Annotated in this window: 12 protein-coding genes and 2 pseudogenes; 3 read left to right on the forward strand and 11 right to left on the reverse strand. The window is 34.2% G+C overall.

What is annotated here, in order from left to right:
* Positions 1 to 24 precede the first annotated feature (24 nt).
* The 5 genes and pseudogenes from BPMYX0001_RS28430 to BPMYX0001_RS28450 all read right to left on the reverse strand — a co-directional run bounded on the left by BPMYX0001_RS28430 (position 25) and on the right by BPMYX0001_RS28450 (position 5442).
* Positions 25 to 681 (reverse strand): lysozyme family protein, encoded by a 657-nt coding sequence (locus tag BPMYX0001_RS28430; protein WP_006097602.1) that lies wholly within the window; start codon positions 679 to 681, stop codon positions 25 to 27.
* A gap of 172 nt (positions 682 to 853) precedes the next feature.
* On the reverse strand, positions 854 to 1963 hold the full coding sequence (locus BPMYX0001_RS28435; RefSeq protein ID WP_006097603.1) for an acyltransferase family protein: 1110 nt from the start codon (positions 1961 to 1963) through the stop codon (positions 854 to 856).
* 230 nt (positions 1964 to 2193) lie between these two features.
* Positions 2194 to 2523 (reverse strand): annotated as a pseudogene (locus BPMYX0001_RS28440) (IS4 family transposase); the annotation flags it as partial.
* Between the two features lie 533 nt (positions 2524 to 3056).
* Complete coding sequence (locus BPMYX0001_RS28445; RefSeq protein ID WP_033799542.1) at positions 3057 to 4847, reverse strand: helix-turn-helix transcriptional regulator; 1791 nt, start codon at positions 4845 to 4847, stop codon at positions 3057 to 3059.
* Positions 4848 to 4851: 4 nt separating this feature from the next.
* The gene (locus BPMYX0001_RS28450) at positions 4852 to 5442 is read right to left on the reverse strand and encodes a sensor domain-containing protein (RefSeq protein WP_006097606.1); all 591 of its coding nucleotides are present in this window, start codon (positions 5440 to 5442) and stop codon (positions 4852 to 4854) included.
* A 277-nt stretch (positions 5443 to 5719) separates the two neighbouring features.
* On the opposite strand from BPMYX0001_RS28450, the gene BPMYX0001_RS28455 reads away from it, so the two are divergent.
* Positions 5720 to 7729 (forward strand): serine hydrolase domain-containing protein, encoded by a 2010-nt coding sequence (locus BPMYX0001_RS28455; RefSeq protein ID WP_006097607.1) that lies wholly within the window; start codon positions 5720 to 5722, stop codon positions 7727 to 7729.
* 536 nt (positions 7730 to 8265) lie between these two features.
* Here BPMYX0001_RS28455 and BPMYX0001_RS28460 read toward each other — a convergent pair.
* Together BPMYX0001_RS28460 and BPMYX0001_RS28465 are read right to left on the reverse strand one after the other, a co-directional pair.
* The gene (locus tag BPMYX0001_RS28460; protein WP_006097608.1) at positions 8266 to 8793 is read right to left on the reverse strand and encodes a DUF4352 domain-containing protein; all 528 of its coding nucleotides are present in this window, start codon (positions 8791 to 8793) and stop codon (positions 8266 to 8268) included.
* A gap of 315 nt (positions 8794 to 9108) precedes the next feature.
* Complete coding sequence (locus BPMYX0001_RS28465) at positions 9109 to 10053, reverse strand: nucleoside hydrolase (protein ID WP_006097609.1); 945 nt, start codon at positions 10051 to 10053, stop codon at positions 9109 to 9111.
* Positions 10054 to 10339: 286 nt separating this feature from the next.
* On the opposite strand from BPMYX0001_RS28465, the pseudogene BPMYX0001_RS29850 reads away from it, so the two are divergent.
* Positions 10340 to 11771: pseudogene (locus BPMYX0001_RS29850) on the forward strand (IS4 family transposase).
* A 447-nt stretch (positions 11772 to 12218) separates the two neighbouring features.
* Entirely contained in the window at positions 12219 to 12746 is a 528-nt protein-coding gene (locus tag BPMYX0001_RS28475) for a M23 family metallopeptidase (protein WP_018783672.1), read from the forward strand.
* A gap of 98 nt (positions 12747 to 12844) precedes the next feature.
* Here BPMYX0001_RS28475 and BPMYX0001_RS35095 read toward each other — a convergent pair whose 3' ends face one another.
* The 4 genes from BPMYX0001_RS35095 to BPMYX0001_RS28490 all read right to left on the reverse strand — a co-directional run.
* Positions 12845 to 13024: an IS3 family transposase gene (locus BPMYX0001_RS35095; protein WP_167535699.1), complete on the reverse strand. Its 180-nt coding sequence runs from the start codon at positions 13022 to 13024 to the stop codon at positions 12845 to 12847.
* Between the two features lie 1356 nt (positions 13025 to 14380).
* Positions 14381 to 15133 carry a YhfM domain-containing protein gene (locus BPMYX0001_RS28480; RefSeq protein ID WP_033799543.1) on the reverse strand — a complete coding sequence of 251 codons (753 nt, stop codon included), beginning with the start codon at positions 15131 to 15133 and terminating at the stop codon, positions 14381 to 14383.
* 445 nt (positions 15134 to 15578) lie between these two features.
* Positions 15579 to 17009: an IS4 family transposase gene (locus BPMYX0001_RS28485; RefSeq protein ID WP_006097613.1), complete on the reverse strand. Its 1431-nt coding sequence runs from the start codon at positions 17007 to 17009 to the stop codon at positions 15579 to 15581.
* A gap of 187 nt (positions 17010 to 17196) precedes the next feature.
* Positions 17197 to 17546 (reverse strand): serine hydrolase (locus tag BPMYX0001_RS28490; RefSeq protein ID WP_033799544.1); only part of this gene is annotated, 350 nt, incomplete at its 5' end.

Raw genomic sequence — 17546 nt, forward strand, 5'->3', positions numbered from 1 at the left:
GGACATGTGGCGGCACCCCTTACATTACAATTTTTTCGAATTATATTTTGAATTTTTTCGGAGAAGTTCTTCAATAAGTTTTGCTTTTTCATTCACCTTTGTTACATATGTGAAATCACCATAACAATATGGATACCTAAAATTATTTTTATTTCCACCACAAGTGTACATCTCTGGATTTTGATCAACTTTCATCTTAGAAAACTTTTTGGCCGAATCTTCCGAGTGTTGTTTAACTTCTTGACTAGCAATAAAATCAATATACCCTGGTCCCATATTATAGCTTTGAATAATTGTATCCATGCTAACATTTTTTTCCGTTCCATATTTGTACATTTGAGCAAAGTGTTTTACCCCTTGTTTAATGCTCAAGCTTGTCTCTTGAATTTCATTTGGCTTTAATCCAAGTGATTCAGAAGACTGCATAGGGTCGTTGCCCTCACCTCTACTCTCTTGGTACATAATTCCTAATAAAACTGCTGTTTTACCTCCTAAATTATATTTTTCTAATTCTTTTTTCAAGGTGGGCTCATATTGCAATAAACGTTTTTCGGTAGCGAGCGCTTTATTTTTTTGAATATTGGTTTTATGATTAAAATATAATATTCCAAGCATTGTTCCTACACCTAAAATACTAATAAAGAATACTATTATAATTTGTTTTTTACTCGTATTCTTCATATATTACTCCTCCTCGTATAAAAAATTCGTACCTTTTTGAACTCAACATTTTTTTTAGGTGTGAAATTTAATATAGGAATTTAAAGATGAAATGTAAGAAAAACAACCGCCTGAATTGGAGGATTTTTCAAGGCGGGTTATTCTTTGAATCGTTTCCGTCCCCCTACAAGTATCACACTTTTTTTTTGAACTTTGTTGTTCTTTGTTTTGCCCAATTGATGCATTTCTTTTCAATTAAATGATACGATAATATAGAACAAAGTATTGTCGTTGTAATACATAAGATAAGAAGAAAAAGGGTAGGTATCTTTGCATACAAAAGTTTAAAGAGTACCATCGTGATTGGAAAATGACATAAATAGATACTATATGAAATTTCCCCTAAGTATACAAATACACCCTTATTTAAAATAGCTTTTACCTTTAGGTTATTCATTGCCATAATGATTATTATACTAACACCAATTACGACACCCCAATCTTTTAATAAGAAAGTAGTAGCATTACTAGAAAGCCCATAAATCAAAATGGAATATAGATATAGAAAGACCCCTAATGCGATAAGAAGTTTTCTGTTTAAGTTTTTCATACTTCTATATAATTGAGTAAGTTCTTCCTGATGTTTAAAAAGTAGCATTCCAACCATAAACATAGATGTGAAATGCAGTGTATCGGCATAACCATTATAAAACCCCTCAGCTTTCCCAATATGCAACATATTAAGGAAAATACTAATTAAAGAAAAGCTCATAGCAAGCAGTATCGTTTTCTTCCAACTTTGTTTATAAAACAGAAGGAATAACAAGGGAAACACGATAGATATACGCATTTCTTGAGCTAATGACCAGATAACCGGATTATAATTATCCGTAAAAAAGTTATTAAGAAGTACAAAGTGATTCATAATATCTAATTTTGTTATAGGCCCTTGCCACTTATCATAGAACCAATCTCGTAGTCCCGTAACTTCATATGGTGAAAACAAAATAAATAAAGCAAAGGTGATGCATATCCAGAAATAATAAGGGATATAGATTCGTACAAATCGCTTAATAAAATATCCCCAATAATTTGTTTTTGAATGATAAAGTGCCATAGATAGCACAAAACCACTGAGCACATAAAAAATGATTACAGCTTCCCCACCAGCCCATAAAAACCTAAGAGGGGAAAATTTAATAGAATTGGGCAACGATGGTAGCATTAAGCAAAAGTGTCCAAATACAACTGTGATAGCCGCTAGTCCTCGTATTGAATCTAATTCGTTTATTCTCTTACTCATAAAGTGTTCTCCTTGTCAATTGTAGATTTTGCTGTTAATAAAGGTCATTTAAACCCTCGATACTACAAAAAAAGTTGTGTATCTTTTAAAGAGATTTTTCATATTCATGCATAAATTATAGAATAATTATAGAAAGAAAAAATAAAATTTATCTAAAGTTTTTTTTAAGATGGTATTCCAATTTATTGAAACGCATAAACATATTTATTTATTTTAAATGTTAAAGTCTGTGTTTGTTCACAGCGTTTTTGCTGTAACAATAAAGAAAAAATATGTTGTAAAAACAAAACTGCCTTTGTATTTAAGCGTTTATTTAAGCCCTCAAGGCTGAGTAAGGTACCAGTGGCTGCATGAAGTTTACTACATAATTGTACTAAGGGGGCACTTGCTACTCGTTGACTGATCCAAATACAAATCGTAGCTAAGTCTAAGCCAGAAAACTTACGTTTTCGCTTTATAAATCCAATTTCTCTTGCAAGTTCTGCTAAAAATACAGGTGTAATATATTGCTTTAATTCTTGAGAAAATAGTTGTAATTCATCTTGAATCGAAAGATTCATAAAAAAAACGTCATCCTTTCTATTTAGCTTTTTAGAAAGAATAACGTTTTTTTACACTTGGGGGTAGTAAAGATTCTTAAGTTGATGGACATGGGGTCACCATATCAAAAAAAGAAAATTGTACGTTTAGACACAATTCGGACACATTTCAAGGTGTTTGGTGTACACTATGTCCAATTTGATCGTTAAGATTTATAAATGACTGCAATATATTGTCAATAGAAGCATATTGGACTAAAATCTCATCTTTCGTTCGCGATATAACACTCTCCTTCACTTTTTATAAAACTCTTTTTTATTTAACAAAAAGGTAATCAAAATCCAAGAGTTTTAGCAAGGTCATGGCAATGATTTAAAACGTCTTATATCTTAAAATAATAGGTATTTTTGATTTTTGAGATATAAGACGAAAATATAATATTATCTATAGAAACGATAAAATCCCAAATAGAGACATTCAAATTACATTTTTTAAAATGTAGCCCTGAAATATAGAATCGTTCATGTACCCTAGCAATTGACTACATTCCCTCTTACAAAAGTAATCCTGTATCCTTTGCTTTTTGCACGGCTTCTTCTCGATTTTTGACTCCCAGCTTTTCATAGAGATTGGAAGCGTAATTTCTTACTGTTCCGTTTGATAAGTAAAGCTTCGAAGCAATTGTTTTATAACGGCTACCTTGTGATAATAGATTCAAAACTTCTAGTTCGCGTTTCGTTAAGCCAAACTCTTTTCCATCTGATTTTGATTCAACTAATCCTGTTTCTTCATTTTCTTCCCACATTCTATGAAACAAGTCATGGTTAATCATCGTGCCTCCTCGATAGACTAGTCGAATCGATTCAGCTAGTTCACGTGAATCTATGGACTTCAGCAAATAGCCGTCAGCACCGTTTCGTATGATTTCTTTTGCCCTTTCTGTGTCCTGAAACATTGAAAGGATAAGAACACGAATGTCAGGCCATTTTCCCTTAATTATTTTGGTCGCATGAATCCCATCCAGGTTGGGCATCTCCAAATCCATTAATACTATATCTGGTTTCAGGCTTTCACACAATTCCACAGCCTGCTCTCCATCTTCAGCCATTCCCACTACCTGCAAGTCTTCCTGTCCATTCAAGATTGTATGAAGACTTTCTCGAATAAACGAGTGATCATCGACGATACACAAGCGTATTCGTTCATTCGGTAATTCTACCATTTTCGGTAACAAACATGAGATGAGGGTCCCTTCCCCTTTTTTGGAGTATACAGTAACTCTCCCTTGTAGCTGTATCATACGTTCTTTCATTGCGCTTAATCCAAATCCATCCTTCCAATCCTCTACTCCGCAACCATTATCCTGTACATCCAATCTTATCTGTTGCGGCTCAAAATGCAGCGATACAATAATTTCGGTGGATTGTCCATGACGCACCGCATTCGTTAACGCCTCCTGCAAGCTCCGGTACAGCGTCATTTTTGATTGCTTGGAGACCATATACTCTTCCCCTATTATTCGAGTGCGTACATTTACTTCTGCATGTTTCTCAAATTCCTCTGTTAATTGTTGCAACGTGACAGTTAAAGGAAGCGATTCTTGTGATAAATCCATTTGATGCAAATACATTCTCACTTCCTCCATACTATTACGAGCCAATTGTAATAATGAATCGAGCTTTTGCTCCCCTTCTTTAGTCTTTAATTCCGTACGTAATGTTTCCATCCCCATAATAATTGAGGTATAGGAATGCCCCATCGTATCATGTAAATCTTTTGAGAGCCTGTCACGTTCCTCCAGCAAAGTAATCCGCTCAACTTGTGATACGTATTGTTCTAATACTTGCTTCTGGTTCCGAATAGTTTCACTTTGACGATAATTGATAACCAGTAAACGAAAGGAAGAACCCATAATAAAAGCTAAACTGATTTGTAGGATTATTACCCATAAATCTGTTACCTGAGAAAATATCGTAATGAGCAATGGGAATAAAATAATTGTGATAGAACCCGACCAACGATATGATTTATGAGCACTATTTGCCGCAATCATGAAAGTTGGCATTAAAAAAGCAAGATACGCTGACGGAAATAATAAAGTTAAGTAGAAGCACACTCCGCCAAATAAAATTATCTCAGCAAATAGATAATAGCGAGAACTGAACATTAAACAAATCCAAGGTACTGAAAATGAAGCAACTTCCCATAGAATGATGATCCAAAGTGGTACAGTCAAATGATCTTGGTGTTGGATAGTCGTTAACATCAATGATAGCCAAATGATAAAACGTATACAAAGTAATACCCAATCATACCAGAACCATAGTTTCAAAGTCTTAAACAATTTATCACCCCTTTATAGCTTTAAACATGGAACGCGTGTACATTCCAATTATTCGAACTAAGCAGTTTCCAATAAAAATATGTATCCAGATGAGAATGCAACCAACAATCGTGACAAAAATAGCTTTCTCCCATGAATTCACAGCAATTCCCAATAAGTATATATTAAAATATTGAAAAAGTAAGGGTATAAAAATAAATAAAAGCGGAGTTATGTACAGTATAACGGCACATATAAGGCTAATCATTCCAACAAAAAATTTCTGCATGAGCCAAAAAATAGCCCTCCAATTGCTACTATTAAGAATTATTTCTCCCGCTTTAATCCATCTATCTCCTCCTCTTTTTATCCTTGGCGGTAATGGCTCTATCGATATATCCGTATAAACCTTCGTCTGAATACGTTCATACTGGACAAACGTGTGAGTTGTTTGCAACACGCCTGCCAACAAGGGAATACCTACGAAGAAAACTGTCATTACTAAAGCAAATGTAATGCTGACCAGATAGAAGCAAAAGTAAAAAAAGCCGGATGCAAAAGTAAACAACAAAAAATAGAAATCCTGCAAAGTTTTTTGAGCTGATGCTTTCGTCATTAAAATCTCTCCTTCTCATTCATTGCTAATGCATTAAAAGTTTCTCTTTGATTCTAAGAATTTTTCTGTCACATACGGTAGTGTCAAAGTGTCATGATTTGTATGACAAGACTATCAATACAGCCTTAGCCCCCTCAATTTTTGTTGTCCTTTATAAAAATGACAAAAGCTCACTATCTACTATGACTTGCCGCTTGCTACACTCTGTTCATAAACTAACGAGCCAATAACTCGTTGTGCCCAAAAAAATTCCAATCAAATAAAGGAGTGTACAAAAATGAAAAAAGCAATCAACAAACTGGGGATAGTTGGAATTCTGCTCACTTCTACAAGTATGATTTCTGCGTGTTCTCAACAATCATTAGAAGCTGGAAAATCAAAATCATCGGCAGCCACGACCGATATCCAAATGACGAAAGCACCCAATAATAAAAAAGAAGTAGAATCTTTTGCTGATCCGTTATTTGAGGAAAAAATGAAGAAGTACAATGTAAACGGTTCTAGTTTTGTCGTCGTTCATGATGGAAAGGTTGTCGTCAATAAAGGGTATGGGTATGCTGATAAAGAAAAGAAAATTCCCGTTACTAAGGACACGGTCTTTCAAATCGCTTCAGTCTCAAAAACTTTTACTGCTTTAGCTGTGATGCAGCAAGTTGATAAAGGAAAGCTTAAACTAGATCAAGATGTACAACAATATCTCGGTGGATTGAAAATACCTAATAAAACAGGAAAACCTCTTACCTTGTTTGATATGCTCACTTATACCAGCGGAGTAGATTTTCCTGATATCACCACGATAACTGGACCTGAATACATTAATCATAGTATGCCGATGAAGGAATTTTTCTCTAAACATATGCCAACGGTGGTACGGCCGCCAGGAGAATCTTATACGTATGACAACGTTGCATTTGCACTCGCAGGGTTTGCAGTGGAAAATGTTACAAATACACCTTTCTCACAATATATGGAAAATAATATTTTCAAACCATTAGATATGAAATCTACAAGTTTGAGCCTTACGCCTAATCTTCTCAAGAGAATGGCTACACATTACGGTCCCACTGGTGATCCGATTCTAACAAGTGGCAACGGTCTAATGGATGCACCACAAGGAGGCATTATATCTACCGGAGAAGACATGTCAAAATACATGATTATGCAGCTACAGAACGGAAAGTTTAAAGGCCAAGAAATTGTAAGTAAAAAAAGCATGGATATGATGCATGCCTATCAAGTTTTTGATGATAAGACAATTCCTGTTGCAACAATTGGATTTGAGACGCCTTTCAATGACTTGGCTAATGGTCAACACGTTGTAATAAAAGGGGGAAGTATGCCGGGACATCAATCACTGATGATTTTAGTGCCTGAACAAAAAACAGCATTCTTCATGTCTTACAATAATGATTCAACGATGAGTATAGACATGTATGAAGCTTTCATGGATCATTATTTCCCTGCTAAGAAGGGGGAAAAAACTAGATACCTCCCGTTAGAGGAGAAAGAAGCCCAGAAATATTTGGGTTTGTACCAAAACACACGTTTAGCTGCAATTCGCACCCACTTTACCTATGAAAATGGGGATTTGGTCATGGAAGGGGGAATATCCGGAAAACAAGTTCTCAAAATGATTCATCCGTTGTTATTTGAGGATTCGGAAGGTAAAAAGGTTGCTTTCAAAAAAAATGCAGCTGGAGAAATCACATATTTTCACTACAGCTCTCCTAAGAGCCTAGATTTTATGGCTGATGCACAAAAAATTAACAACAAGCCGTCCTTTGTGGATGTTCCGCAAAAGGGTAACTATAGAAGGCATATCGATAATCTTCATGCTTTAAACATCATGGATGCTAAAAAAGGTAATTTATTCGATCCGATGGGCACTATGACACAAGGAGAATTTGCTGATTCCTTGTTGCGTGCACATGGGTGGAGTGCTTTTCCAGACGAATCCAAAGAGGCGAAGGAGAAATTTATAATAGGTATTCCTGGATATGACCGTACAGCTCCGATTACCCGACAGATCGCAGCAACCATGATTCAAAATTTAAAGCAGATTCAACCTGACCAAGCTAAGAAAGTTAAATTGCTTGATAATGCGGATGACTGGGCAGTCCAATCTATTCGAGCACTTGCCTCTCAAGGAATCGTAGACCCTGATACTTCGATCAACACGGACGGATCCTTTATTTTCCGTCCGAAGGATCTGTTACTGCGCCAAGAAGCAAGTGCCTTGCTCGATTTAGCCTTTGGCTATTATGCCCTACCTATTATACAGAAGTAGGTATTTATACAAACATGAATCATGATAAATATTTAGGAGGAGTGTTCCATCTGCATCAAGCTAAAGCAAAAAGCAAATGTCGATAATTAAAAACCATTATGGGACAAAAACTCCATCAAAAGGCAGTAAAATAAATAACCGATTCCTTAACGTACAGGGGATCGGTTAATTTATGTCTAAAATGTGTCTAAACGTACAATTTTCTTTTTTTGATATGGTGACCCCTTGTAGACCGTTCATATAGCTTCCCCCCCTTTCTATAATCGTATCATACTTAAATTTAAATACTGGCTTATACACGTATTTCTCATATAGCCATTGAAAAGGAATCTCCTAGTATTACGGATTTGTTTTTTATTACAAGAAAGCTCATTTTTTCGTTTTGGGGTAATTCTGAATTCTTAAGTTGATGGGCATGGGGTATTTTGTTTTGTTAGCTTGATAGTGATGTGGTGATACCCCATTAATTAGATATAGTATGTGAAATTTTAAAAAAAGACACTCAATTCGAGTGTCTTTTCTTTTTGTAGATATTATTATTGAAGATTTACTCGAACTTCTTCTTCTGATAAGGAAATTGGTTTGAAGATTAATTGAAGCTTAGGATCTCCTTGTTTTGATTCGAAAGCAATAGTTCCAGTTATTTTCCCATTTTGTGCAAGTTTTCCAAAATTCAATTGAGTATCTTGGTTAATCATAGTTAACGTTGGATCTACAATATTTCCTTCACTGTTTTGTAAACTGAAATCGTGAGCATTATAATGTATTTCTTCTTTGCCGCCGTTTTCTATAGTTACATTAGCGATTAAAAATTCATGACCCTCTTTAGGTTTATCGAATTCTCCACCTGGAGACTTTTCAACATTTGTAACAGTTAATTTGTGATTTCCAAGTTTAATTGTTTCGCCAACTTTAAATTTTTTTTTCTCTTCTTTCTTTTCAGTTGTTTGTTCTGTTTTTGTATCATTTGATACTTTCTTGGCAGTTTCTTCTGTATCACTACATCCCGCTAGACTTATAGCAAGCGCTCCAGTTATAACGAGTGTACCCATCTTCTTATACATTTCGTTTCCTCCAATTATGTAAAATGTATGATTCCTGAACTATCATAACAAATATGGTTACAACTTTTTTGTCAAATTATGTCGAACATAAATAAAAAAAGAGAGCATAAGCTCTCAGATGGAAAATGTTTCTTCTACAAGGGGTCACCATACATGCCCATCAACTTAAGAAAACAAGTTACCCCCAAAACGATAAAAATAAATTTCAGGTTTATAAAAACACAAAATTTCCATTTAGAGGGTACTTTAAAATCTTAGCTTGATGAACATAAGGATGTTTTGCTAGCTTGATAGCAAAATATATAAGGTTTTTCACTAAAATGGGTCGCCAGTCATTACAGTCATAAACTCCTTAAAAAACTGTTCATAATTCATTTGTATTGCAATCCTATGTTTTGGACGATTACCGAATGTTTCTGGTTCAAAAGTAGATCTAAAATCTCCTATACTTTGTCCTCGTACAGTATCAAGTGCATTAACCATCACTGCTGATTGATGGTACGTAAAAATATCATCACGATTAATCGCAATCAAAGTGAGCACATCATGAACCGGGCTACCTTGTATTCCAGGAACTTTTTTTTGATAAAATTGATAATAGTAATAGTCTAAAAGAGGCTTTAAAAACTTAGTTTTTCCTTTAGAGTGAATATAATTGACCATTTCTGGTGTTACGATAGCTGATTGTGTAACATTCAAAGGATAAATTGATAGATTTTTTGCGTATCTCATTACAATATTGGCTGCTACAGGATCGCCATAAAAGTTAGCTTCGGCAATGGGGGTAACATTTCCTGGATATAGAAAAGCTCCTCCCATAATATAATAAGAATGTACATATTCCATCACATCTCCATAAAGGAGAAATAAAGTTGCAAGTGAAGTTAGCCTTCCGGTATTCACGATAATAAGTTCATTTTTATACTGCTTAATAAGTGTGAGAACCTCAAAAAAATTCTCAAATGTTTGAAGCTCTAGTCCTGGATAAATGGGTCCTATCCCAAATTTACCGTGAACTTCTGGATAAAAAGTTTCAGCTTCTGAAGACATGGAATGCTCCGCCCCACCAAAAACTTTTATATATTCTTTTCCTACACTTTTAAGTAAAAAGCGAACATTTCTAACAACTTCAGCTTTAGGTACGTTCCCATAGTCTGCAACAATTCCCATAACATCAATTTTATCTGTCAAATGCGCATATATGATAGCTATCGTATCGTCAATTCCGAAATCTCCAAAAAACAGTACTTTTTTCCCCATACAATGTTGCTCCTTAATTTTACTAGTTTTTAAAACGGATTATAATTATGTATCGTAGTATAAGATTGTTCCCATGTCTTTTTGTAGCACTGTGTATGAATGAATTCATCTAGTTAACATACACTTTCGTTAATAATGAACAAATTCCTTTTGTATGAAATTAAATAGTATGTAATTACTAATCTTAATGTGTTTTTTCTGATACCTTATGCTCATCAAGTGGCCCTCAAAATGAATAAAATACGTTATTCTTTCTGTAGAATCATAGGAAAGGATGGCGTTTTTTATGTCTGTTTCTGTGTCTGACGAGTTACAACTATTTGCTCAAGAGATTCAAAGTTTTTTATCTCCAAATACCTTACAAGATCTTGCTAGAGATGTTGGTTTTGTACAACGAACCAGTAAGTACCAAGCAAAAGATTTAGTAGCTTTATGTGTATGGGTGAGCCAAAATATAGCTATGACTTCTTTAACTCAGTTATCTAGCTGTTTAGAAGCATCAACAGCAGTACTCATCAGTCCTGAGGGACTGAATCAACGATTTAATAAGGCGGCTGTCCAACTTTTACAACACCTACTAGCCGAACTTACTAAGCAAAAAATTGGCCGTATCTATGCCGATTTCTTCTCCATACACTTCTGTTTTTAAGCGTATTCGTATTTTAGATTCAACTGCATTTCAACTCCCGGATGTATTTTCATCGGTTTATCCAGGTGCAGGAGGATGCAGCCATACAGCTGGGATAAAAATTCAACTTGAGTATGATTTGTTAAGTGGACAGTTCCTACATATTCATACAGGTCCAGGTAAACAACATGATCGCACTTATGGCTCTCTGTGTGCCCCAACTGTGACAGCGAATGATTTATGCATCCGAGATTTAGGCTATTTTCATTTAAAAGACCTTCAATATATACAAGATAAAGAGGCCTACTATATCTCTCGTATCAAGTCGAATACACGTATTTATCAAAAAAATCCTAATCCTGATTATTTTCAAGATGGAAGAATTAAGAAAGGTACAGAGTATATACAGATAGATATGGAGACGTTAATGAACTCCCTTCAACCAGGACAAACATGTGAAATAGCTGATGCTTATGTAGGAATGATTGATAAAGTGCCAGCTCGTGTAATTGTTCATCGATTAACAAAACAACAGCAACAAAAACGATTACAGGATCAAGCTGTAAGAGAAAAAAAGAAAGGAATGAAGTATTCTCCTCGTAGTAAACGACTCAGTGGTATCAATGTATATATGACAAACACCCCTACAGATATTGTCCCGATGGGACAGGTACATGACTGGTATTCTTTGCGTTGGCAAATCGAAATTTTATTTAAAACGTGGAAGTCATTCTTTCAAATTCATCATTGTAAAAAGATAAAACCAGAACGATTGGAGTGCCATTTATATGGTCAATTGATTGCCATTCTACTCTGTTCTTCTATCATGTTTCAAATGCGCCAATTGCTCCTCATGAAGAAAAAACGAGAGCTTAGTGAGTATAAAGCCATATATATGATTAAAGACTATTTTCTTCTTCTATTCCAAACTATACAAAAAAACACCCAAGAGCTATCAAAGGTGTTACTTCGCCTGTTCAATCTCCTACAGCAAAACGGGCGGAAATCTCATCGATATGAGAAAAAAACGGTCTTTGATATATTAGGTGTCATTTACAATTGTACTCTGTCTGATAATCAAGCCGCTTAATTCAAAAAAGTGAAACCCGTTAGGGTTTATTTCGTATGCAAATCTTTCAATCACCTACACTTGCCCTTTAGAAAAAAGAAACAATCTCGCCTAAAATTGACTTTGCATAAGCTTAGCTTGATAGTGATGGGGTCCCGCCACACATCCATCAACTTAAGAATTTTATAGTACTCCAAAAATAATAAAATTGTACATTTTCACCTGGAGATGCCAATTTTCTCATTTTGGGGTCTTTATGTTCTGATGTGAATACATAAAAACAAGTAAAAGGAGTAGCAAAGCTGAAAAAAATGTTTTAATTTGAAGATGACTATCATGCCCTGTGGAAAAAATATTGTTTTCTAAAAGAATCTGTCTATTTTTGAGAAAAAAAGATTGGGAAGGGAACGAGTGAAAATAAAAAGAATACATCTACATAAATATTTTCAGAATATTGGGGGAGTTTTTATGAAGAAAAAGAAGTTGCTATCAATCACTGCATCAACTTTACTGCTTACATTTTGTATAGGCGGTTTTAATACTGCCGAGGCAGCTGGAACTCCAAAGTTTCAAATGCCTTTTCCTTGTGGACAGAAGTGGGAAGGACAAACTCGTTCTAATCATAGTCCAGCAAATTCTGTTGATTTTAACCGAGCAAACGATGAAGGAGATACTGTTGTAGCATCTGCTTCTGGCACAGTATCAAGAGTAGAAAATGAGGGAAATAGAAGTTATGGAAAATGGATTGAGATCAATCATGGAGACGGTTGGACTACTCGCTATGCACACTTAAGTACACAAAGCGTTAAAAAAGGACAAAAAGTTACGATAGGACAGAAAATTGGAACTGTGGGCAATACAGGAGGATCAACAGGTGCTCACCTTCATTTTGAACAAAGTTATCAGGGACAAGTCAAAAAAATTTCATTTAACGGCTCTCAAATTCATTATTGGGGTACAAAATCCTATACAAGTAAGAATAGTTGTAAAAAATAAATAGTAAGATCTTATTTCTTATACAATATGTGTTTCTTAAAGGGGTCACCTTACATTGTACTGACCCCTGTCAAGTAGACAGTAATTAAAACGCATAGTTAAGAAGTCTGAGTTCGATATTCGTATGGACTCAGGTTTTTTAACTTCTTTTGAAAACGATGATAGTTATAAAAATGAATATATTTATGTACGGCAAGTTTAACTTCTTCTACTGAACGAAATGAACTCAGATTAAAACATTCCGCTTTGAAATGAACGAATTTAATATTTTTCGGCACCAATCATCCCAATAGAGTAAACTCTATTGGGATAAATTATTGAACCTGATGTAAAAGTATTTCACAGCGTCTCATAGGACTTGTTTCAAAATAGGAGAGAAAATATAAGAGAAATAGGTTATATCTTTCTTGTGCAATTTAAAAATTATGAAATATTGCATAATTTTTTAAAAATTAAACCAACCGAATTATTAAATGTAGTAAAATATTACTTGTGGATACATTCTATAAAGCAGATTCGTTTTTAAAGGCGTAACACATCAATAAATTAACTTTATAGATGTGGTGTCATTCTACATTGATCTCAATTCTCTTGTATTTGTACACTAACAATCTGGTATAAATAATTGATTCTGTTTTATAGGATGTGTTTACACGTATAACTGGGGAAAAATACGGATATATTCATATTAAATTGAAGTGGTTCAAGTCAGAGAAAGACACTCGAGAGGGTGTCTTTTCTTATTAGGGTCACCATACATGCCCTTTAATTTAAGAAATTTTAATACCCCCAAGTACCAAAAAATGAAGTCTCATTCGTATAATTAAGTGATTTTTATGAACGTTTTTCTATTTATAAAATAGTAAGGTTCTGGATTCGCTTACGATAATTAATTGTAACTGTATATCGTTTTAAAATTAAAATTAGGTATAACTTCAGATGTGAAATAAATGGAAATTCACAAATGAAAAATAACGGCTTCTTTTATAAATAAAGGAAGCCGTTATCTGGATAAAGTTACTGGTTTTATAGATGATGAATACCCAGCCTGTAGATACTATCATATTTATTTACAGAAGACATTCTGCAATAAATTCCAAAAACCATGTGACATTTCTATTTTTAAGTTTTCAACAACCAGCCCACAACCACAACACGTAAAAATATAGTATGTATCTTTTTATTATGTAAAAATTATTTATCTAGGTAATATGAAAGGCCTTGATGTGGGTTTGAAACAAAGGCACGATGTTTTGAATAAAGTTGCGACGTTTCTAAAAAAGATACGATGCTTTATCTTTTCAATCAGAGACTTCTATATTAATAAAGGGGTTTAAAAGTAATGAAAAAAGCCTACTTTATATAAGAAGGTGTCGGTTTAAAATAAAGATGTACTGTTTTGAAATTATCAATACCTAAAACGTAAAAGGTGTTTCATTAAAAAATAGTTCTAGACTGAAAAGAAGCTTTCTGTACCTAAAGGCGAATGTGTTGGACGAGATGACTGGCGGAGTTGGAAGACAGCAGCGTATAAGAAAACCGCCTGTGAGGGCGGTCAATTTTTTACGTAGTAATGGAGTTCATGTAATCATCTGAAAAATGTATCTTAATGAGGCGCATTAAAATATGTCATTTTAATTTAACACTTTTATGATGTCATCTACAAATATTTTATCGATTTCATGTCCTTGGTTTGTTTGTTCTGAATCCATAATTATTCCTTGTGATTTCTCTTTGTCAATCCACAAATAGTATGTTTGAGTTGTTCCACTTAAAAAGTGAACATTTACTTTGTAATTTGACTTTTGCGTATTAGATGTATTTGAAAGTGTATTAAAGTTTGTATGTTGGATAGCGTTCACGAAAGCTCCAACATCAAATTGCTTTACGAATATGTAGGTCTTATCCCCCTCAACTTCAATAAATTCAATAGATTTATCTTTTATGGAGTGTATTCCTTCACCATCCTCCGCTGTATTATGAAGTACAATACCCTCTTCTGACTGGGCGCAATCTCTTAGCATATATGCTATACCATGTGTTTCTTGAGGAGTAACAAGCTTATTACATATATCCTTTCTATAATCGTTTTTGTACTTGTAAGTAAAAGTGAATTTTTCATCTTTATAAGTTACAGTTTCTAAAGTTGGTACTTTTGCTTCCTCGTCAGTTAAATAATTTTTAATTTGTATTTCGTCATTTTTCTTATTTTTTACATTTTGAGAAAATGTTCCAAATCGTTCTAGATTTTTAGATTTTTCTTTAGGTATATGTATAACAATCTCATCTTTTTTCACTTCAGTGGATGATTTCTCATTGTCATTACTACACGCAGTTAAAGAAGTGAGTGCTAAGCATAATGCCCCAACAATCAATGGTTTCTTCAAATTGAGTTCCTCCTAAAACATATTATGTATTTGATTATAACAATAATTCGCTATTTTTCCCTGAAAAACTTGCGCTTCGAATAGTTTAAGTTTAGACCACTTATCTCTATATGGGGTACGGAAACGCTTCTGGGTATGAGGGGCTACTCTAGGATTTAATTACAAGTAAAAAAAGAACTTTATTCAAGTTCTTTTAATCTACAAAAAACATAGAAATTGCCGAGTGGCTCAAAAAAGAAGTAATCGTTGCCGTCCCCCTATAAAAGGCTACAGAAATTTGCTAAGCGTATATTTTTGTTAAAATGTTGGCGGTACGCCATGGCCATCAAGCTACACTTATGTAAAATCAATTTCAACTTAAGAGCTTTCTATTTTCTGAAGACTAAGTATAAATTATTTAAAAGTTTGCACAAGAAATAAACCCTAAAGGGTTTCGTTTTTTTAATTAAGCTACATGATTGTGAGGCTTGGAACAATTGTACACGACGTCTAAAATATCAAAGACTGTCTTTTTCTCATATCGATGAGATTTCCGCCCGTTTTTGTGTAAAAAATCGAACAGACGAAGCAAGAGCTTTGATAGCTCTTGGATGTCTTTTTGTAGAGCTTGATAAAAAAGTGGATAATAATCTTTAATGATATAAACAGCTTTATATTCACTCAATTCTCGTTTCTTCTTGATGAGAAGTAATTGGCGCATTTGAAACATAGTGGAGGAACAAAGAAGGATGCTAATTAATTGTCCATATAGATGACACTCTAATCTTTCCAGTTTTACAGAGTTACATTGATGAATTCGAAAAAATGATTTCCATGTTTTAAAGATAAGTTCAATTTGCCAACGTAATGAGTAAAAATCATATACTTGTTCCTTTTGTAGACATTCCAAAGGAATATTCGTAATGTAAAAGTTAATTGCACTGAGACGTTTACTGCGTTCCTTATAGGTAATTTGCTTCTTGTGTTCTTTAGATGCTAAATCCTTTTGCCTACGTTTCATTTGCGTCTCAGTTAATTTATACAGAATTAGTCTTGTAGGAAGCTTTTGATACATTCCGATATAAATATCAGGAATTTCATATGTTTCACCTGGCTGTAATTGCTCAATAAATTGCTCCATATCTAGTTGGATGTACTCAGAATGTTTTTTTATCGTTCCATTCTGAAAGTATTCAGGCTCTTTGTTTTTCTGATATATACGAGTATTGAGCTTAAGTCGTAAGATGAAATAAGCATTGTACTTGTCTATGGTATGTAAATCTTTTAAGTCGAAGTATCCTAAGTCCCGTATACATACATCTTGCGGTTGAAGAGATTCGAGACAAGTAGAACCGTAAATTTTATCATTGTGCTTTCCAGCACCCACATGAACATGTAGAAATTGACCACTTAACAGATCGTACTCTAATTGAATTTTCATACCGGCACTTTGACCACTACCTCCTGAGCCTTGGTATGTAGAAACGAATTTATCTGGAACCTGAAAATGTGTAGAATCTAATACACGAATACGGTGAAAATAGTTTGTATACAAAGTTGAAATCTTGCTAGAAGAACAAAATTGTTGATGAAGTAAATACGCTAATACTTGTTGTAAAAACTGCACAGCTCTAGAATTAAAACGTTGATTGAGTCCTTCTGGACTCATAGAAATACCTGTGTTAGCTTCTAATAGACTACATAGTTGTGTCAATGAAGTGTTTGCTATGTTTTCGCTTAACCAAACACAAAGAGCTACTAAATCTTGTGCACGATATTTACTTTTCCGTTGAACAAATCCTATTTCTCTAGCTAACTGATCTAAAACATGTGGTGACATATGTCGTTGTAATTCTTTAGAAAATAATTGTAGTTCATCAGAAATCGATAGATTCATACAAAAACGCCATCCTTTCCTATGATTCTACAGAAAGAATAGCGTATTTTTTCATTTTAGGGAGGATTTTATTTTATTAGCTTAATAGCGTTGGGTTGCCGCCTGAATTCCAAAAAGCCCCAAATTTATTTTTAATTATAAAAACTATGACAAAATTTATCCGTTTTTTTCCGTTTTTCCTTTTTGCCTACTTGCTAAATTCAGCAAGTAAGATATTTTTAAAAGGATTAGGACTGTCAGTTCTACCCAAACTATTCCAATTGACGACCAACGTATGCTTGCCTCCAAGTTTACCTCCAACAAGAGTAGTAAACCCTAGAATGCCACCTGTGTGTCCCCATATCGAGACACCGCTTGGAAGCTTAGTTTCATAGATTCCAAGACCATATCCATCGATTCCTTCTTTTCCTGTAGGAACTGTAGTAAGCATTTGTTTTAGTTGCTGTTCTTTCAGTAATTTGCCACCGAGCAAGTAAGAGAAGAATTTGTTTAAGTCGTCAGCAGTAGAAATCATATCTCCAGCAGAGCTACCTGCAC

Source organism: Bacillus pseudomycoides DSM 12442 (genome assembly GCF_000161455.1).
GTDB lineage: Bacteria > Bacillota > Bacilli > Bacillales > Bacillaceae_G > Bacillus_A > Bacillus_A pseudomycoides.